This is a genomic window from Rhodoplanes azumiensis, from assembly GCF_042682915.1.
Classification (GTDB): Bacteria; Pseudomonadota; Alphaproteobacteria; order Rhizobiales; family Xanthobacteraceae; genus Rhodoplanes; species Rhodoplanes azumiensis.
This window is the reverse complement of sequence record NZ_JBHUIW010000020.1, coordinates 41,729-59,482: the sequence shown is the minus strand read 5'-3', so window position 1 is coordinate 59,482 and position 17,754 is coordinate 41,729. Positions and strand designations below refer to the sequence as shown.

The 17,754-nt window shown below is 69.0% G+C and carries 17 protein-coding genes; 8 read left to right on the top strand and 9 right to left on the bottom strand.

Annotated features, from left to right (window positions below):
- The first annotated feature begins 128 nt into the window (after positions 1-128).
- The 4 genes from ACFSOX_RS16640 (at position 129) to ACFSOX_RS16625 (ending at position 4,392) form a co-directional block, all read left to right on the top strand.
- Positions 129-1,124, top strand: a complete 996-nt coding sequence (locus tag ACFSOX_RS16640) for an ABC transporter substrate-binding protein (protein WP_378478933.1) — start codon at positions 129-131, stop codon at positions 1,122-1,124.
- A gap of 104 nt (positions 1,125-1,228) precedes the next feature.
- Positions 1,229-2,068, top strand: a complete 840-nt coding sequence (locus ACFSOX_RS16635; RefSeq protein ID WP_378478932.1) for an ABC transporter ATP-binding protein — start codon at positions 1,229-1,231, stop codon at positions 2,066-2,068.
- Positions 2,069-2,233: 165 nt separating this feature from the next.
- Entirely contained in the window at positions 2,234-3,031 is a 798-nt protein-coding gene (locus ACFSOX_RS16630; RefSeq protein WP_378478931.1) for an ABC transporter permease, read from the top strand.
- The gene (locus ACFSOX_RS16625) at positions 3,031-4,392 is read left to right on the top strand and encodes an amidohydrolase family protein (RefSeq protein WP_378478930.1); all 1,362 of its coding nucleotides are present in this window, start codon (positions 3,031-3,033) and stop codon (positions 4,390-4,392) included. Before ACFSOX_RS16630 ends, ACFSOX_RS16625 begins: the two co-directional genes overlap by 1 nt.
- 115 nt (positions 4,393-4,507) lie before the next feature.
- Here the strand turns inward: ACFSOX_RS16625 and ACFSOX_RS16620 are convergent, their stop codons facing one another.
- From ACFSOX_RS16620 to ACFSOX_RS16585, 8 genes are all read right to left on the bottom strand, one after another.
- Positions 4,508-5,407: a radical SAM protein gene (locus ACFSOX_RS16620; protein WP_378478929.1), complete on the bottom strand. Its 900-nt coding sequence runs from the start codon at positions 5,405-5,407 to the stop codon at positions 4,508-4,510.
- 123 nt (positions 5,408-5,530) lie between these two features.
- On the bottom strand, positions 5,531-5,929 hold the full coding sequence (locus ACFSOX_RS16615; protein WP_378478928.1) for a F0F1 ATP synthase subunit epsilon: 399 nt from the start codon (positions 5,927-5,929) through the stop codon (positions 5,531-5,533).
- A gap of 127 nt (positions 5,930-6,056) precedes the next feature.
- Complete coding sequence (atpD, locus tag ACFSOX_RS16610) at positions 6,057-7,502, bottom strand: F0F1 ATP synthase subunit beta (RefSeq protein ID WP_378478927.1); 1,446 nt, start codon at positions 7,500-7,502, stop codon at positions 6,057-6,059.
- A 61-nt stretch (positions 7,503-7,563) separates the two neighbouring features.
- Positions 7,564-7,968 (bottom strand): organic hydroperoxide resistance protein, encoded by a 405-nt coding sequence (locus ACFSOX_RS16605; RefSeq protein ID WP_378478926.1) that lies wholly within the window; start codon positions 7,966-7,968, stop codon positions 7,564-7,566.
- 42 nt (positions 7,969-8,010) lie between these two features.
- Positions 8,011-8,235, bottom strand: coding sequence for a hypothetical protein (locus ACFSOX_RS16600; protein ID WP_378478925.1), 225 nt, complete (start codon positions 8,233-8,235; stop codon positions 8,011-8,013).
- Between the two features lie 17 nt (positions 8,236-8,252).
- Positions 8,253-9,128 carry a F0F1 ATP synthase subunit gamma gene (locus ACFSOX_RS16595; RefSeq protein WP_378478924.1) on the bottom strand — a complete coding sequence of 292 codons (876 nt, stop codon included), beginning with the start codon at positions 9,126-9,128 and terminating at the stop codon, positions 8,253-8,255.
- A 133-nt stretch (positions 9,129-9,261) separates the two neighbouring features.
- Positions 9,262-10,791, bottom strand: coding sequence for a F0F1 ATP synthase subunit alpha (atpA, locus tag ACFSOX_RS16590; protein ID WP_378478923.1), 1,530 nt, complete (start codon positions 10,789-10,791; stop codon positions 9,262-9,264).
- Positions 10,791-11,351, bottom strand: a complete 561-nt coding sequence (locus ACFSOX_RS16585; RefSeq protein WP_378478922.1) for a F0F1 ATP synthase subunit delta — start codon at positions 11,349-11,351, stop codon at positions 10,791-10,793. The genes atpA and ACFSOX_RS16585 overlap by 1 nt, the downstream gene beginning before the upstream one ends.
- A 368-nt stretch (positions 11,352-11,719) precedes the next feature.
- Between ACFSOX_RS16585 and ACFSOX_RS16580 the strand changes: the two genes are divergently transcribed.
- Positions 11,720-13,066, top strand: a complete 1,347-nt coding sequence (locus tag ACFSOX_RS16580) for a glycosyltransferase family 4 protein (RefSeq protein WP_378478921.1) — start codon at positions 11,720-11,722, stop codon at positions 13,064-13,066.
- Here ACFSOX_RS16580 and ACFSOX_RS16575 read toward each other — a convergent pair whose 3' ends face one another.
- Positions 13,067-14,254, bottom strand: coding sequence for an NnrS family protein (locus ACFSOX_RS16575; RefSeq protein WP_378478920.1), 1,188 nt, complete (start codon positions 14,252-14,254; stop codon positions 13,067-13,069).
- Positions 14,255-14,484: 230 nt separating this feature from the next.
- Here ACFSOX_RS16575 and ACFSOX_RS16570 point away from each other — a divergent pair, with 230 nt between their 5' ends.
- The 3 genes from ACFSOX_RS16570 to glgP all read left to right on the top strand — a co-directional run bounded on the left by ACFSOX_RS16570 (position 14,485) and on the right by glgP (position 17,712).
- A complete protein-coding gene (locus ACFSOX_RS16570) occupies positions 14,485-14,871 on the top strand; it encodes a c-type cytochrome (RefSeq protein WP_378478919.1) in 387 nt (128 codons plus the stop codon).
- A gap of 287 nt (positions 14,872-15,158) precedes the next feature.
- Positions 15,159-15,521: a septal ring lytic transglycosylase RlpA family protein gene (locus ACFSOX_RS16565; protein WP_378478918.1), complete on the top strand. Its 363-nt coding sequence runs from the start codon at positions 15,159-15,161 to the stop codon at positions 15,519-15,521.
- A 490-nt stretch (positions 15,522-16,011) separates the two neighbouring features.
- Positions 16,012-17,712, top strand: a complete 1,701-nt coding sequence (gene glgP / locus ACFSOX_RS16560) for an alpha-glucan family phosphorylase (RefSeq protein ID WP_378478917.1) — start codon at positions 16,012-16,014, stop codon at positions 17,710-17,712.
- Positions 17,713-17,754: the final 42 nt, after the last annotated feature.

The window sequence follows — 17,754 nt, the reverse complement described above, 5'->3', positions numbered from 1 at the left end:
GCCGCCAGACCCAGTCACGCCGTCACGTCGGAACCCCCCGTCGCCGTAACGTCCGCATCGCCCGTCATCGTCCGTCCCGATCGCCACCCGATGTCGCCCCCCGACATCCGCCAGAGGATGAGGTCTCCATGCTTGCTTTCGCGCGTCCGTATGCCGTTCTCGCCTGCCTCGCCGGCACGGCCGCCGTCGCGCTCGGCGCCGCCCCGGCGCGGGCCGAGGACAAGGTCTCGATGCTCACGAGCTGGTACGCTCAGGCCGAGCACGGCGGCTTCTATCAGGCGGTCGCCACCGGCATCTACAAGAAGTACGGCCTCGACGTGACGATCCGGATGGGCGGGCCGCAGGTCAACGGCATGCAGATCCTCGGCGCCGGCCAGACCGAGTTCCTGATGAGCTACGACTTCTCGGTCTACAAGGCGTTGGAGCAGGGCGTCCCGGCCGTCACGGTCGCGACCTCGTTCCAGTCCGACCTGCAGGGCCTGATGACCCATCCGGACGTGAAGAGCCTCGCCGATCTGAAGGGCAAGACCATCTACGTCGCCACCGCCGGCCGCTCCAACTGGTGGCCGTGGATGAAGACCAAGTTCGGCTACACGGACGACCAGACCCGCACCTACACGTTCAACCTGCAGCCGTTCCTGGCGGACCCGAACGCCGCCATGCAGGCCTACATGTCGTCGGAGCCGTTCGCCGCGCAGCAGAGCGGCGCCAAGGTCAACTTCTTCCTCTTCGCCAACGACGGCTACCCACCCTACGGCACCACGATCGTGACGCTGAAGAAGATCGTCGACGAGAAGCCCGACATGGTGCAGCGTTTCGTCAAGGCGTCGATGGAGGGCTGGAAGAGCTATCTCTACGGCGATCCGTCGCCGGCGAACGCGCTCATCAAGAAGGACAACCCGAAGATGAGCGACGAGCAGATCGCCTACGCGATCGGCAAGCTGCGCGAGAGCAAGGTGCTGGTCGGCGGCGACGCGGCGACGCAGGGCATCGGCATCATGACCGACGCGCGCTGGAAGGCGACCTACGACTTCATGGTGAAGGAAAAGCTGCTGAAGCCCGAGGTCGACATGAAGGCCGCCTACACGCTGCAGTTCGTGAAAGACCTCAAGATCATGCCGTGAGCCGGCGGCGGGCGGCGACGCCGTCCGCCCGGCCGACCTGCGAGGGCACCTCGCGAGGGCGGGTCCGCGGCTCCGGCGGGCCCGTCGCAACCGGAAACCGCTTCATGACCACCGTTCAGGCCCTGCGAGCCGACGTGACCGACGCACCGCCCGCCCCCGCCGGCCCGCCCGCCATCGAGGTGCTGGGCGCCGAGAAGGTGTTCAGCAACGGCGTGCGCGCGCTGACGCCGATCGAGCTCACCGTGAACCAGGGCGAGTTCGTCACCCTGCTCGGCCCGTCCGGTTGCGGAAAGTCGACGCTCCTGAAGATGGTCGCCAACCTGATCGAGCCGACCTCGGGCGGCCTGATGTGGTGGGGCCGCGACTACGATCACGTCGGCGAGCCCGGCAAGAAGCTCGTGTTCGTCTTCCAGGATCCGACCCTGATGCCGTGGGCGCGGGTGCGCGCCAATGTGCGGCTGCCGCTCGACCTCGCCGGCGTGCCGAAGTCCGAAGGAAACAGCCGCGTCGATCGGGCGCTGGCCATGGTGGGGCTCGAGAGGTTCGACGCGAGCTATCCGCGCCAGCTCTCCGGCGGCATGCAGATGCGCGTCTCGATCGCTCGCGCGCTGGTCACCGAGCCGAACCTCCTCCTGATGGACGAGCCGTTCGGCGCGCTCGACGAGATCACCCGCAACAAGCTCGACCAGGATCTGCTGGATCTGTGGTTCGAGAAGAAGCTCACCGTGGTGTTCGTCACCCACTCGATCTACGAGTCGGTGTTTCTCTCCACCCGCGTCGTCGTGATGGCGGCGCGGCCGGGCCGCGTGCTGCGCGAGGTCGTCATCGACGAGCCCTATCCGCGCGACGACGCCTGGCGGGTGTCGCAGAAATTCGCCGCCTATGCGCGCGACCTTCAGCTCCTGCTCGCCGAGGCGAGCCGCGCCGGCGCGGCGCATCCGTGAGACGCGTGACACCCAGCTCCGTCATGCCCGCGCTCGTCGCGGGCATCCACGTCTTTCACCCGACCCGAGACGAAGGGCGTGGATGGCCGGGACGAGCCCGGCCAGGACGAGCCTGAACCTTCGCGCCCCGCTTACGACGTGTTTTCATCTCGACCGAGACCCACCATGGCACTCGATTCCAACAACAGAACCCTGGGCGTCGTCCTCCCCGTCCTGGTCGGCGTCGTCATGCTGGTCGTCTGGCAGGGCGCCGTCTGGTGGTTCCAGGTGCCCAAATATCTGGTGCCCTCGCCGATCCTGGTCGCCCAGACGTTGTGGGAGCAGGGGCCGATGCTGCTCGCCTCGCTGCTCGTCACCTTGAAGGTGACGTTCATGGCGTTCTTCTTCGCCGTCCTGATCGGCACGCTGATCGCCTTCGCGTTCGCGCAGAGCAAGCTGATCGAGATGTCGTTCTTCCCCTATGCGGTGCTGCTGCAGGTGACGCCCGTGGTCGCCATCGCCCCGCTGATCATCATCTGGGTGAAGGAGCCGACCGCGGCGCTCGTCGTCTGCGCCACCATCGTGGCGCTGTTCCCGATCATCTCCAACACGATTCTGGGACTGCGCAGCGTCAATCCGGGTCTCTTGAACCTCTTCCGGATGAACAAGGCGACGCGGTTGCAGGAGCTGGTTCGGCTGCGCATCCCGAGCGCCGCGCCCTACTTCTTCGGGGGCCTGCGCATCTCGTCGGGTCTCGCGCTGATCGGCGCCGTGGTCGCCGAGTTCGTCGCCGGCACAGGCGGCACCTCGGCGGGGCTCGCCTATCAGATCCTCCAGGCCGGTTTCCAGCTCGACATCCCGCTGCTGTTCGCGGCGCTGCTCCTGATCACGCTGACCGGCGTCGCGTTGTTCCTGATCATGGTCACGCTCTCCAAGCTGGCGCTCGGCGACTGGCACGAGAGCGAGCTCGTTCCGGAGACCTGATGGACCTCGTCATCCGCAATGCCACCGCGATCATGACCGGTGGCGCGGGACCGGCCGCCCGCGCGGCCGGTCCCGACATCCGCCTGCGCGGCGACCGCATCGCGGCGATCGGCGCACTCGTGCCGGAGCCCGGCGAGCGCGTGCTCGACGCCACCGATTGCGTCGTCTATCCGGGCTGGATCAACACCCACCATCATCTCTTCCAGTCGCTGATGAAGGGGATTCCGGCCGGCATCGACCTGCAGCTCGCGCCGTGGCTCTCGGCCGTGCCGGTCGCCTATCGCCGCTTCGTGAACGACGAGACGCTGCGCATCGCCGCCACCATCGGCATCGCCGAGCTGGTGCTGTCCGGCTGCACGACCATCGCCGACCATCACTACGCCTACTGGCCCGGCATGGGCTTCGACGGCTCGGCCCTGCTGTTCGAGCTCGCCGAACAATTCGGCGTGCGCTTCGTGCTGATGCGCGGCGGCGCCACCAAGGTGCGCGAGATCGACAAGAACCCGCCGCCGGAGGCACGGCCCGAGACGCTCGACGACATGCTGGCGAGCGTCGAGACCGACGTCGGCCGCTTTCATCAGGCGGGCGGCGACGCGATGCGCAAGGTGATTCTCGCACCGACCACGCCGACCTGGTCGGTCCATGCCCACGAGCTCCCGGAGTTCGCCGCGGCGGCGCGGAAGATGGGGATCGGGCTGCACAGCCATCTGTCGGAATCGCTCGACTACATCGACTTCTGCCGCGACGTGCACGGCTGCACGCCGCTCGAGTTCGTGCGGCGCCACGACTGGGTCGGGCCGGACGTGTTCTTCGCTCATCTGTGCCACATGCAGCCCGAGGAGATCCGGCTGATGGCGCAGACCGGTACCGGCATGGCGCACTGCCCGCAGTCGAACTGCCGGCTCGGCTCGGGGATCGCGTTCGCCCCGGAGCTGGCCCGACTCGGCGGCCGCGTCTCGCTCGGCGTCGACGGCGCCGGCTCCAACGAGGCGGCCGACATGATCTGCGAGAGCCACATGGCCTGGCTCGTGCACCGCGTCCGCGACGGCGCCGCGGCCGTCACGGTCGAGGACGTGATCCGGTGGGGCACGGCCGGCGGCGCCACGGTGCTCGGCCTCTCGCAGACCGGCACGCTGGCGCCCGGCATGGCGGCCGATCTGGTCGTCTACTCGCTCGACCACCCGCGCTACGCCGGCTTGCACGACCCCGCCATCGCACCCGTGGCCGGTGGCGGTCAGGCCCACGTCAAATGGGGCTTCTGCAACGGCCGCCTGATCGTCGAGGACGGTCGCATCCCCGGGCTCGACCTGCCGGCTCTCTTCGCCGAGGCGCGGCGGGCGGTGAGCCGGATGGTGATCTGAGGATTTCGTCATGGCCGGGCTCGTCCCGGCCATCCACCTTCTCGAGCTCCGCATCGCTGCAAGCCGTGGATGCCCGGCCCAAGGCCGGGCATGACGAGGCGGAATGCGTTGACGCTCACAGCCCCCGCAAGAACTCCGGGCGCAACATCGGCGCGCCTTTTCGGGCCGCTGCGACGATCTGCAACAACTGATCACGATCGTCGGGCAGCGTGCCGGCGAGCGGAAGACAGTTCGAGGCGTGGTTGGAGCGGAACACCACGGGCGCCGGCGGGTCGAGCGCTTCGAGCAGCGCCTCCTGCTCGGCGAGCACGCCGGCGTCGTCCTGCCACTCGAACCGCGTGCCGTCGCGCTGGAAGCGGGTGACGAACTCCTCCACCTCGTCCTCGCCGAGGCGCAGCTGCAGCGTGGAGAGGTAGGCGGGCGGCGCCGCGTTGATCACGGCCGCGGTCCCCTCCACATGCTCGCGCCAGAGATGCTTGCCGCCGACACCCAGGATGACGGTCGCCGACACGGCGATGCCGGCGTCGCGGGCTCGGTTCATGGCCTCGGCGATGCGCTCCGGCGTCGCGCCCTTGCGGATCCGCGACAGGATGCGCGGCGCGCCCGACTCGACCCCGACATAGACGAGGGTCAAGCCCTTGGCGCGCAAGATCCGCAGCTCGTCCGGCGTCTTCTGCGTCAGGTTGATGGGCGTCGCGTAGGACGAGACGCGCTCGAGCTTCGGGAACGTCGCGGCGAGGCGGTCGAGAATCGCCCCCAGCGTCTCGGTCGGCAGCACCAGCGCATCGCCGTCGGCGAGGAAGATGCGGTCGGCGTCCGGCCACCAGCGGGCCGCCGCGGCGATGTCGTCGTAGACGTCGGCGAGCGGCCGGGCATGGAACTGCTTCGACTTGTACATCGCGCAGAAGGTGCAGCGATTGAACGAGCAGCCGATCGTCGCCTGGATGATCAGGTTGCGGGCCTCGCTCGGGGGCCGGTAGAGCGGCGCGTCGTACTGCAGGGGCGCGTAGGTCATGGGCGGTGGCCGTCGGCGCGACACGGACGGCGCCATCATAGCGCGAACACGCCGGAAACGCACGCGGCCGGCACGAGGCCGGCCGAGGATCGCGAAACGCTGGGGCCGACCGCGCGACTGGGCTCAGTGGCCGAGCGCGTCCTTCAGGACTTCCAGCTGGGCGAGGCGCTCGGTCGCCTTGTCGCGGGTGCGGTCGTCCTTGGCGTCGGCGACGTCTTCCTTGGCGTCCTCGATCGCCTGGCGGATCACGTCGGGCTGGATCTCGTCGACCGGGATGACCTCCTGGGCCAGCACGGTGAGGCCGTTCGGCCCGACCTCGGCGAAGCCGCCGCGCACCACGATCATCGTGGGGGCGTTCTCGCCGTAGACGGTGAGCACGCCGGGCCGCAGCGTCGCGACGAACGGCGCGTGACCGGCCATCACGCCGAAGTCGCCCTCCTCGCCCGGCACGTCCACCTGGGTGACCTCGCCGGAGAACATCAGCTTTTCGGGCGACACGAGCTCGAAATGGAACGTGGACATGGTTGACCTTAGCGAAGGGCGAATGGCGAACAGCGAATAGGGTCGGAGACCATCCGCTGCCGCTCTTCCCGCTTCGCTACTCCCCTATTCGCTGTTCGCCACTCGCTGTTCGCTCGAAAGCCGCGCCTTACGCGGCTTCCGCCGCGAGCCGCTTTCCCTTCTCGACCGCCGCCTCGATGGTGCCGACCATGTAGAAGGCGGCCTCCGGCAGGTGGTCGTACTTGCCCTCGCACAGGCCCTTGAAGCCGCGGATCGTGTCGGCGAGATCGACGAACACGCCCGGCGTGCCGGTGAACACCTCGGCGACGTGGAACGGCTGCGACAGGAATCGCTCGATTTTTCGCGCGCGCGCCACCGTCAGCTTGTCCTCTTCCGAGAGCTCGTCCATGCCCAGGATCGCGATGATGTCCTGGAGCGCCTTGTAGCGCTGCAGCACCTGCTGGACCTGGCGGGCGACCGCGTAGTGCTCCTCGCCGACCACCCGCGGGTCGAGCATGCGCGAGGTCGAGTCGAGCGGATCGACGGCCGGGTAGATGCCCTTCTCGGCGATCGAGCGCGACAGCACGGTCGTGGCGTCGAGATGCGCGAACGAGGTCGCCGGCGCCGGGTCGGTCAGGTCGTCGGCCGGCACGTAGATGGCCTGCACCGAGGTGACCGAGCCCTTGGTGGTCGTGGTGATGCGCTCCTGCAGGGCACCCATGTCGGTCGCCAGCGTCGGCTGGTAGCCCACCGCCGACGGGATGCGGCCGAGCAGCGCCGACACCTCCGAGCCCGCCTGCGTGAAGCGGAAGATGTTGTCGACGAAGAACAGCACGTCCTGGCCCTGGTCGCGGAAGTACTCGGCCAGCGTCAGGCCGGTCAGGCCGACGCGGGCGCGCGCGCCGGGCGGCTCGTTCATCTGGCCGAACACCAGGGCGCACTTGGAGCCCTTGGTGTCGCCCTTGGTCTCGTGCGGATCCTTGTTGACGCCGGACTCGATGAACTCGTGATAGAGGTCGTTGCCCTCGCGGGTGCGCTCGCCGACGCCGGCGAACACCGAGTAGCCGCCGTGCGCCTTGGCGATGTTGTTGATCAGCTCCTGGATGATCACGGTCTTGCCGACGCCGGCGCCGCCGAACAGGCCGACCTTGCCGCCCTTCGCGTAGGGCGCGAGCAGATCGACGACCTTGATGCCGGTGACCAGGATCTGCGACTCGGTCGACTGCTCGGTGTAGGCGGGCGCCTCGGCGTGGATCGGGCGGCGCTCGGTGGCGGCGATCGGGCCGGCCTCGTCGACCGGCTCGCCGACCACGTTGATGATGCGGCCGAGCGTGCCCTCGCCGACCGGCACGGCGATCGGCAGGCCGGTGTCGGTGACCGACTGGCCGCGGACCAGGCCCTCGGTGGTGTCCATGGCGATGGTGCGCACCGTCGACTCGCCGAGATGCTGCGCGACCTCGAGCACCAGCCGGTTGCCCTGGTTGTCGGTCTCGAGCGCGTTCAGGATCGCCGGCAGGTGATCCTCGAACTGCACGTCGACGACGGCACCGATGACCTGGGTGACTTTACCGACCGATGAGGCTTGGGTGGCCATGGATGTCTCCTTGCGACTCGAACCGCGGCACGACCCGGTCCGAGCAGATCGCGAATGATGCTCAGACGACGGTCAGCGTGACCGGCACGTTGTTGCGGGTGGCGCGGGAATACGGGCAGATGCGGTGGGCGTCCTCGACCAGCGCCTGGACCTTGTCCTTGTCGGCACCCGGGATCGAGACCTTGATGTCGGCGGTGAGCGCGAAGCTCACGTCGTCCTTGTCGATGCCGATCGATACCGTGACCTTGGCGGCCTGGCCGTCGACGCCGTGGTTCTTGGCGAGCGCCAGGATCGCTTGGCCGAAGCAGGACGACCAGCCGAGCGCGAAGAGCTGCTCCGGATTGTGGCCGTCGCCGTTGCCGCCCAGCTCCTTCGGGAAGGCCATCGCGAGTCCGAGGCCCCCGTTCTCCAGCACGGCGCGGCCGTTGCGGCCGCCGCTCGTCGTCGCCGTCGTCTTGTAGGCCATGGGGGTCTCCCGTTCGGTTCCGGTTCGCGGGGTCCGCCGCGCTCAGGCTTCGGCGAGGTCGAGCCGCCGCTCGATCCGCCCCAGTCGCTCGTCGAACCGATCCATCCGCTGATTCATGGTTCCCATCAGCGTCAGGATCTGCCCGGTCACTTGCTCGAGGCCGGAGACACGCGCCTTCAGCACCGCCAGGTCGAGCTCGCTCCGCTCCTGCGACGCGCGGATGCGCCGCAGTTGCTCGAGCACGAGATTGTCGGTGCCATCGCTCATGCCGTGCCCCGGTTCCGCTACAGTGCCTCGGCGCCGGAGATGATCTCGATCAGCTCCTTGGTGATCATCGCCTGGCGGGTGCGGTTGTACTTCAGCGTCTGCTTGCGGATCATCTCGCCGGCGTTGCGGGTGGCGTTGTCCATCGCGGTCATTTGGGCGCCGTAGAACGAGGCGGCGTTCTCCAGCAGCGCCTTGAAGATCTGCACCGAGATGTTGAGCGGCAGCAGCTCGGCGAGAATCTGCTCCTCGTCCGGCTCGTACTCGTAGACGGGCGCCGGGCCGTTCGCGGCGGTGCCCTCGAACACGGCCGGCACGATCTGCTGGGCGGTCGGCACCTGCGCGATCACCGACTTGAAGCGCGAGTAGAACAGCGTGCAGACGTCGAAGGCGCCCTGCTCGTAGAGCGAGATCACCCGCTGGCCGATCTCGTGGGCGTTCTCGAAGCGGATCTGGCGCACCGCGCGCAGATCGATCACGTCGATGATCTCGTCCTCGAACAGCCGCTTGAGCTGATCGTAGCCCTTGCGACCGACGCAGAGAATCTTGATCGTCTTGCCTTCGGCGAGCAGCGCATTGGCGCGGTCGCGGGCGAGCCGCACGATCGCCGAGTTGAACGGGCCGCACAGGCCGCGCTCGCCCGTGCAGACGAGCAGCAGATGCACCTGATCACGACCCGTGCCGGCGAGCAGCTTCGGACCTTCCGGATTGTTCTGCACAGAGGCGGCGATGTTGCCGAGCGTGCGCTGCATGCGTTCCGAATAGGGCCGCGCGGCCTCGGCCGCCGCCTGGGCGCGCCGCAGCTTGGAGGCGGCGACCATCTGCATGGCCTTGGTGATCTTCTGCGTCGCCTTGGTCGCGGCGATCCGGTTTCGCAGGTCTTTCAGGCTCGGCATTCCGTGGTCACCTTTGCGCCCGGTCCGGCTTCGGTCTCGTCATGCCCGGCCTCGTGCCGGGCATCCACGTGCGTCGCTCACCCACGCCCTCGGACGTGGACGGCCGGGACGAGCCCGGCCATGACGCTCGCGATCACGCGAAGGTCTTGGCGTACTCGTCGATGATCGACTTCACCTTGGCGGCGGTCGCGTCGTCGAGATCGCGCTTGTCGCGGATCGTGTTCAGCACGTCCTCGTACTTGGTGCGGAACAGCGAGAGGAGGCCCTGCTCGAAGGACTTCACGCTCGCCACCGGCAGCGGGTCGAGGTAGCCGTTGACGCCGGCGTAGATGACGACGACCTGCTCCTCCATCTTCAGCGGCGAGAACTGCGCCTGCTTGAGGAGCTCGGTGAGGCGCGAGCCGCGGTTGAGCAGGCGCTGCGTGGTCGCGTCGAGGTCGGAGCCGAACTGCGCGAAGGCCGCCATCTCGCGATACTGCGCGAGCTCGCCCTTGATCTTGCCGGCGACCTTCTTCATCGCCTTGGTCTGGGCCGAGGAGCCCACCCGCGACACCGACAGGCCGACGTTCACGGCCGGGCGGATGCCCTGGTAGAACAGGTCGGTCTCCAGGAAGATCTGGCCGTCCGTGATCGAGATGACGTTGGTCGGGATGTAGGCCGACACGTCGTTGGCCTGCGTCTCGATGACCGGCAGCGCGGTCAGCGAGCCCGAGCCGTTCTCGTCGTTCATCTTCGCGGCGCGCTCGAGCAGGCGCGAGTGGAGATAGAACACGTCGCCCGGATAGGCCTCGCGGCCGGGCGGGCGGCGCAGCAGCAGCGACATCTGGCGATAGGCGACGGCCTGCTTGGACAGGTCGTCGTAGAAGATCACGGCATGCATGCCGTTGTCGCGGAAGTACTCGCCCATGGTGCAGCCGGCGAACGGCGCCAGGTACTGCATCGGGGCCGGGTCGGACGCCGTGGCGGCGACGACGATCGAGTATTCGAGCGCGCCGTTCTCCTCCAGCGCCTTCACGAACTGCGCGACGGTCGAGCGCTTCTGGCCCACCGCGACATAGACGCAGTAGAGCTTGATCTTCTCGTCGCCGGTCGCGTTGAGCGGCTTCTGGTTGAGGATGGTGTCGAGGACGATCGCGGTCTTGCCGGTCTGGCGGTCGCCGATGACGAGCTCGCGCTGGCCGCGGCCGATCGGGATCAGCGCGTCGATGGCCTTGAGGCCGGTCGCCATCGGCTCGTGCACGGACTTGCGCGGAATGATGCCCGGCGCCTTCACGTCGACGCGGCGGCGCTCGGTCGCCTCGATCGGGCCCTTGCCGTCGATCGGGTTGCCGAGCGCGTCGACGACGCGGCCGAGCAGGCCCTTGCCGACCGGCACGTCGACGATGGCACGGGTGCGCTTGACGGTCTGGCCTTCCTTGATCTCGCGGTCGTTGCCGAAGATCACGATGCCGACATTGTCGATCTCGAGGTTCAGGGCCATGCCCCGCACGCCGTTCTCGAACTCGACCATCTCGCCGGCCTGAACGTTGTCGAGACCGTAGACGCGGGCGATGCCGTCGCCGACGGAGAGAACCTGGCCGACCTCGGAGACCTCGGCTTCCTGGCCGAAGGTCTTGATCTGCTCCTTGAGGATCGCAGAAATCTCTGCGGCGCGGATGTCCATCAGCCGACCTCTTTCATCGCGTGCTTGATTGCATTCAGCTTGGTCCGGAGCGAGCCGTCGACCATCCGGCTGCCGACCTTCACCACGAGCCCGCCGATGATGGCGGGATCGACCTGCACCTCGATCTTGACGTTCTTGCCCGTGACGGCGTCGAGCGCCTTCTTGATCTCCGCCTTGTGGGCGTCGGCGAGCGGCTCGGCGACCGTCACGGTCGCCGTGACCTCGCCGCGGTGGCGGGCGAGCAGCTCACGAAAGTCGCGGATCATGTCGCGGATGCCGAACAGGCGGCGATTGTGCGCGACGAGGCGCAGGAAGTTCGCCGCCGTGCCGCCGATCTTGGCCTTGGCGAGCACCGCCGTGACGGCCCGGGTCTGCTCCTCGGCCGTGAAGGCCGGGCTGCGGACCAGACGCAGCAGATCGGGGCTGCCGTCGAGCAGCCGCTCGAAGCTGTCGAGATCGCGGCTCACCGCATCGAGCGTGCCCGTCTCGGAGGCGAGCTCGAACAGGGCCGTCGCGTAACGCCCTGCCATTCCGGCCACGATCGGATCGTCTGCTGCCACGGCGCTCTCTTTCGGCGTTCAGGCATCCAGGATCCCGACGCGCCTTCCGCGGAATGCGCGCAAGCCCCTGGAATGTCGGCGGGACCAGGATTGATTGGGGCGTCCGGAGCGGCCCACGCCCCGTTGAAAAGCCGCGGGTTTGCTAACACAGGCCCGGGGGCGGTGCAATACGGCGAACGGCCCGTGAGAGCGGCCAACCGCCCACCCGAACGGCCGCCCCGACGGCGGCCGCCGCGTTCCGGCGCGGCGCGTTCGGAGAAGATCGCCACGGGCCTCGCGGACACCGCGCCGGTTCCCTGTCCGCACCTTATCCTATATGGACACGGCGCGGCGCCGCGAGCGCCGCGCCGTGTCCTGCGTCGCGCCTCATGTCCCCGCTCCCGTCCTCCCCGCCACCGCTGTTCGTCGATCTCACCACCGCCTTTCAGGAGCGCGGCCGCATCGCGCACGGCACCGTGCGGGTCGAGCGCGAGCTGGTCGGGGCGCTCGCCGAGCGGGCGATCGCCGGCCGCGACGACCTCCGCTTCTGCCGGTTCGATCCGGCCGCCCATCGGTTCGTCGCCGTCACGGCCGAGGAGGCGCTCGCCGTGGCGCGGGCCGCGACCGAGCCGGAGCGGCGCCGCACCCTGCGGCCGGCCTGGCGGTCGCACCCGCTGCTGCAGCTCGGCCGCCGGCTCGAGCGGTTCGTGCGGACCGAGATCCGCGACCGCTTCCGCCGCCGGCGGCGGGCCGTGGTCGCGGCCGTCGCGCCGATCGCCGGGGCGGCCGAAATTTTCCCGGCCGGCGCCTGGCTCCTGCTGCCCGGCGAGCTGCAGCGGCAGGACTTCGCCTACCTGATCGCGTTGCGCCGCCGGCTCGGCCTGCGGCTGGCGACGGTGTTCTACGATCTCCTCGGCACCCTGCCGCCCGGCGACCCGCGCATCGACGATCCGGATGCGGCCGACATCCCGTCGAGCGAGTTCATCCTGCGTCATGCCGCGCTCGTCCTGTCGATCTCGCAATTCAGCGCCGACACGCTGGCGGCGCATGCGGCGCAGCGGGGCATGGCGATGCCGCCGCTCTCGGTGATCCGGCTCGGCCACCGCCTCGGCCCGCCCGAACCCGACCTGCCGCCGGTCGACGGCCTGCCCTCGGGCGGCTACGTGCTCACCGTCGGCGACGTCACGGGGCGCAAGAACCACCGGCTGCTGACCGACATCTGGGGCACGCTGGCGCGCGCCCGCGCCGGACGGGTGCCGCCGCTGGTGATCGCCGGGCGGATCGGCCGCGACGGTGCGCCGCTGGTCGCCGCCGTGACGGCGGATCGCGACGCCGCACCCGTCGTCCGCTTCCTCAGCAATGTCGACGACCGCCAGCTCCGCTGGCTCTACGCCAACTGCCGGTTCACGGTGTTCCCGTCGATCTCCGAGGGCTTCGGCCTGCCCGTGGTCGAGAGCCAGGCGCTCGGCAAGGCCTGCCTCGCCTCCACGGCCACCGCGATTCCGGAAGCGAGCCAGGGCGCCGCCCTGCATCTCGACCCGACCGATGTCGCGGCCTGGCGGCGCGCGATCGAGACGCTGCTCGACGACGACGCGGCGCTGGCGCGGGCCGAGGCGACGATCGCCGAAAAATTCCGCCTGGTCGGCTGGGACGACACCGCCGCCGACGTGCTGGCCGCCACCGACGCGGCGCGGGCGGCCGACCCGTCGCAGGCGGTGGTCCGCCCGGCGCCCTGATCACTCCTTTCCCAGACGCGGGCGGAGCAGCATCGGGCCGTAGACGGCGCCGAAGCCCCAGAAGGCTGCGACCCAGGCGAGCGCCGCGGCCCACAGGAGCGGCGAGGCCATGTCCGGAAGCAGTGCGGCGAGGATGCGCAGGCCGGTCGCGACGACGACCGCGCCATAGACGGCGCGGGTCGACGGCGGCGCCTCCAGGGCGCGGCCGGTGTGGCCGCGGGTCGCCCGCGTCATCACGGCGAGCGTCATCACCCCGACGGCGCCGACCGACCAGGCATGGATGCCGGCGGCTTCCGGCACGACCGACCACCGTGCGGCCGCGGCCAGCAACAGGAAACCGAGCGGGATGAAGGCGTAGCCGAGGTGCAGGATCATGACCAGCGCGTCGCGCCCGGTGCGATCGCCGGCCCAGCGCGCGAGCCGCACCGCCTGGACGGCCCCGGCGAGCCCGAGCAGCACCGCCGTGACCCATCCGTCGGGCGCCACGAGCCAGGCGGCGAGCGCCGGCACCGACAGGCCGATCGCCCCCGCGTCCAGTCGCCCGAACGGCGCCGGCAGCCGGCCCGGATTGGCCTTCACCAGCCAGTTCCGGGTGAAGCTCGGGACGATGCGGCCGCCGATCAGCACGATCAGCATGACGATCGCGGCGAGAGCCAGCCGCCGCCCGAGCACCGCCTCGCCGCGGACCTGCGCCTCGACATGGACGACGACGTCGGCGGCGGCGAACACCGCGACGATCACCAGGACGCGGAGGTTGCGCCAGTTCTTGCCGGCGATCACCTCGCGGCCCGCGGCGGCGAGCACCAGCAGCAGGAAGGCGACGTCGATCACGGCCACCACGGCCCAGCCGAGCGCCCCGCCGAACGAGACGACGATCCGGCCGGCGAGCCAAACCAGCACCAGCACGAGCAGCGGCGGACCGGCGAGCGGCAGCCGGCCCGTCCAGTTGGGGATCGCGGTCAGCAGGAATCCCGTCACCGCCGCGGCGACATAGCCGAACAGAAGCTCGTGGGCGTGCCAGTCGACCGGCGCGAACACGGTGTCGATGGCGATGCGGCCCTCGTAGACCGGCATCCACACGAGCACGGCGAGACCGGCGAACAGCGCGCCGGCGAGGAAGAACGGCCGAAAGCCGTAGCTCAGCAGAGCCGGGCCGGAACAGGGAGCGACACGCGGGACGGGGGTCATGCGACCTCGAGGCGGGAGGAGTCACGATCGGAACGGGCGCACACCGCCCGGTTCCGTGCCGCTCTTCCCTGGACCTTCGCCGACCGAAGCGGAACCCGGGACTTCAGAGCCGCTTGATTTTCGACAAGCTTCTGGTCTTTTGCTGGCGGGCCCTTCGTCGTGTGGCCGGATCCCGCAACCCGGCCGGCTCGTCCGATCGTCCGTTTGGAACCAAGAGGGAAGAAGGCACAATGATCTCAAGAGCGTTCGTTATCGCATTCGCCTTGGCGGCCACGACCGGGATCGCCGCCGCCCAGGACGTCGCGGCCGGCGCCGTGTCGTTCCGCAAGTGCACCCCCTGCCACAACATCGGCGAAGGCGCGACCAACAAGGTCGGTCCGGTGCTCAACGGCCTCGAGGGCCGCAAGAGCGGTCAGATCCCGGGCTTCAACTATTCCGACGCCAACAAGAACTCCGGGCTGACCTGGGACAAGGCGACGTTCAAGTCCTACATCGCCGACCCGCGCGCCAAGATCCCGGGCACCAAGATGGTGTTCGCCGGCATCAAGAACGACAAGGAGCAGGACGATCTCTGGGCCTTCCTGATCCAGTACGGGCCGGACGGAAAGAAAAAGTAAGCCCGCCCCGTTTCTCGTCCGACGTCTGGCGCGCCGCGGTCCTGCCGCGGCGCGCTTTCGTTTTGCAGTGCGGCTCCCGACCTCCGTGGCGGCGGACCGCCCGCGCCGGCCGGCAACGACGTGAGGGCGCCGCACGCCGAGTCGCAAGCCGGCCAGACTCAACCGAGTCCTCCTCTGTAATTTTAAGAAATACTTCGTGATGCAGCGCGGCATCGCTGCCATCTTGTGCGCACATTTGCCCGATTAAAGGCGGCCCTTCACGCAACAACAAGGGGACTATACAGCGCATGGCGATGAACTTTGTACGGTGTCTCGCGGTATTGATCGCACTATTCGCTGTCTTGAATTTTTCGACTCGCGCCGAGGCCTTCACCCAGTCGGGCATTGCTTCGGTCTATTCGGGCGGTCGGACCGCCAACGGGGAGCGCGCACATGCCGGGGGCATGACGGCCGCCCACAAGCATCTTCCCTTCGGGACGCGGGTGCTCGTCACCCACCGCCGGACCGGCAAGTCGGTGGTCGTCCGCATCAACGACCGCGGCCCGTTCGTGCGCGGCCGGGTGATCGACCTGACGCCCGCCGCGGCGCGGTCGATCGGCATGGGTTACGGCCTCGCGCCGGTGTCGATCGCGGTGCTCGGCCGCGACTGATCCGTCGCCGGGCCGATCCGGATCGAGGGGCGCCGCACCGCGGCGCCCCTTTTCTTTTCACGTCACCGGCATCGCGATGTTGCACCGCACCGACAGCCGCGGGAGGGATCGCCCACGGTCGCCCGACGATGCGCCTCACCGCGCTGCGGCGACACGGTCGCGCAGCCGCGAAGAGACCTTTGCGCCGCGGACCGATAGTGTGCGACAAAGGAGTCCGGGTGCGCGCGACGCCGACTCTTGGGTGCAGCGCATCCATGGCGACTGCGCGAGAGAGGGCCGACCCGATGCTTCGATCCGCGATGCTTCGATCGTCCAGGCTTCGATCGTCCAGGCTTCGATCGTCCAGAGAATCGCGGCCGTCCACGCCCGGCCTCTGCCGGAGCCCCGCTCGCCGCCCCATCCGACCGCGCCCGGTGCCCTCGCGCGCCGCGTGACGACCGGCCTCCGGCCGGATCCGACCGTTTCCGAAGCCCATTCTCGCGGAGCTGCAATGATCGAGGTCGCGCGCTACCTGTCCGTCAACCGCATCGCCTACTTCTCGATGGAGGTCGGGATCCGGCAGGAGATGCACACCTATTCGGGCGGCCTCGGGCTGCTCGCCGGCGACGCGGCGCGCTCCGCCGCCGACCTCGACCTGCCGATGGTGTTCGTGACGCTGGCCTCGCGCGAAGGCTCGATCAAGCAGGAGATCGACGCCGAGGGCAACCAGATCGACGGTCCCGATCCCTGGAACCCGGAGGACTGGGCGACCCCGATCGGCGCCATGGTGGCGGTCGCGATCGAAGGCCGGCAGGTGTGGATCCGGCCCTGGCTCTACGACCTCAAGTCGCCGCGCGGCTTCCAAATCCCGGTGCTGCTGCTCGACACCAACGTGCCGGAGAACGACCCGCGCGACCGCATCATCACCAACCGGCTGTATTTCGGCGACGAGAAGGATCGCATCAAGCAGGAGGTGGTGCTCGGCATCGGCGGCGTGCGGGTGCTGCGCGCGCTCGGCTTCACCATCGACACCTATCATCTCAACGAAGGCCACGCGGCGTTCCTGTCGCTGGCCCTGCTCGACCAGCACCGCATCAACCGCATTCCCGGGATCCCCGAGCCGTTCAGCTACGACGTCCACGCGGTGCGCGAGAAGTGCGTGTTCACCACCCACACGCCCGTCGAGGCCGGCCACGACCGGTTCTCCTACGAGGACGTGCAGGCGATCGTCGGCGACCTGATCGAGATCGATCAGCTCAAGCTGCTCGCCGGTCCGGACCATCTCAACATGACGCAGCTCGCGCTCAACCTGTCGCGCTACGCCAACGGCGTCGCCCGGCGGCACGCCGAGACGGCGCAGAAGATGTTCCCGGCCTACAAGATCCGCACCGTCACCAACGGCGCGCACGTGCCGATGTGGATGCATCCGGCGATCGCCGACCTGTTCAAGCCGATCGCGCCGCACTGGGCCTACGAGCTCGAAGATCTTCTCAAGGCCGACCAGGTGCCGCCCGACGCCCTGTGGGACGCCCACCAGCGCGCCAAGCGCGAGCTGATCGAGCACGTGCGGACGACCACCGGGGTCGAGATGGACCCCGACGTGCCGCTGATCGGCTTCGCCCGCCGGATGACCGGCTACAAGCGGCCCGACCTCCTGTTCCACGACGTGGAACGGCTCAAGGCGATCGCCGGTGGGCGCCGGTTCCAGGTGGTGATGGCCGGCAAGGCCCATCCGCGCGACTTCGAAGGCAAGGCGCGCATCCGGGCGATCCACCAGCACATGAGATCGATCAAAGACATTCCGATGGCGTTCCTGCCAAACTACAGCATCGCCATCGCCATGAAGCTCGTCTCCGGCTGCGACGTATGGCTGAACAATCCGGTGCCCCCGCTCGAGGCGTCGGGGACGAGCGGCATGAAGGCGGCGTTCAACGGCGTCCTGAACTTCAGCGTGCTGGACGGATGGTGGCTCGAGGGCTGGGAGGAAGGCGTGACCGGCTGGGCGATCGGTAGCGACGGCAGCGACCCGTCGCCCGAGGCGCACGCCGCCGCCATGTACGACAAGCTCGAATCGACCGTGCTGCCGCTCTATCACGACGATCGGGCGCGGTGGATCTGGATGATGCAGCAGACGATCGCCAAGATCGGTGCGGTGTTCAACTCGGCCCGCATGATGCGGCGCTACTCGACGGAGGCCTATCTGCGCTCCTAGCCGGATGCGCCGGCCCTGCCGGCGTCGGTCACGTGATACCGG

Coding starts and splice junctions, on each gene's coding strand:
- ACFSOX_RS16640 (WP_378478933.1), top strand. CDS start 129: ATGCTTGCTTTCGCGCGTCCGTATGCCGTTCTCGCCTGCCTCGCCGGC.
- ACFSOX_RS16635 (WP_378478932.1), top strand. CDS start 1,229: ATGACCACCGTTCAGGCCCTGCGAGCCGACGTGACCGACGCACCGCCC.
- ACFSOX_RS16630 (WP_378478931.1), top strand. CDS start 2,234: ATGGCACTCGATTCCAACAACAGAACCCTGGGCGTCGTCCTCCCCGTC.
- ACFSOX_RS16625 (WP_378478930.1), top strand. CDS start 3,031: ATGGACCTCGTCATCCGCAATGCCACCGCGATCATGACCGGTGGCGCG.
- ACFSOX_RS16620 (WP_378478929.1), bottom strand. CDS start 5,407: ATGACCTACGCGCCCCTGCAGTACGACGCGCCGCTCTACCGGCCCCCG.
- ACFSOX_RS16615 (WP_378478928.1), bottom strand. CDS start 5,929: ATGTCCACGTTCCATTTCGAGCTCGTGTCGCCCGAAAAGCTGATGTTC.
- atpD (WP_378478927.1), bottom strand. CDS start 7,502: ATGGCCACCCAAGCCTCATCGGTCGGTAAAGTCACCCAGGTCATCGGT.
- ACFSOX_RS16605 (WP_378478926.1), bottom strand. CDS start 7,968: ATGGCCTACAAGACGACGGCGACGACGAGCGGCGGCCGCAACGGCCGC.
- ACFSOX_RS16600 (WP_378478925.1), bottom strand. CDS start 8,235: ATGAGCGATGGCACCGACAATCTCGTGCTCGAGCAACTGCGGCGCATC.
- ACFSOX_RS16595 (WP_378478924.1), bottom strand. CDS start 9,128: ATGCCGAGCCTGAAAGACCTGCGAAACCGGATCGCCGCGACCAAGGCG.
- atpA (WP_378478923.1), bottom strand. CDS start 10,791: ATGGACATCCGCGCCGCAGAGATTTCTGCGATCCTCAAGGAGCAGATC.
- ACFSOX_RS16580 (WP_378478921.1), top strand. CDS start 11,720: ATGTCCCCGCTCCCGTCCTCCCCGCCACCGCTGTTCGTCGATCTCACC.
- ACFSOX_RS16575 (WP_378478920.1), bottom strand. CDS start 14,254: ATGACCCCCGTCCCGCGTGTCGCTCCCTGTTCCGGCCCGGCTCTGCTG.
- ACFSOX_RS16570 (WP_378478919.1), top strand. CDS start 14,485: ATGATCTCAAGAGCGTTCGTTATCGCATTCGCCTTGGCGGCCACGACC.
- ACFSOX_RS16565 (WP_378478918.1), top strand. CDS start 15,159: ATGGCGATGAACTTTGTACGGTGTCTCGCGGTATTGATCGCACTATTC.
- glgP (WP_378478917.1), top strand. CDS start 16,012: ATGATCGAGGTCGCGCGCTACCTGTCCGTCAACCGCATCGCCTACTTC.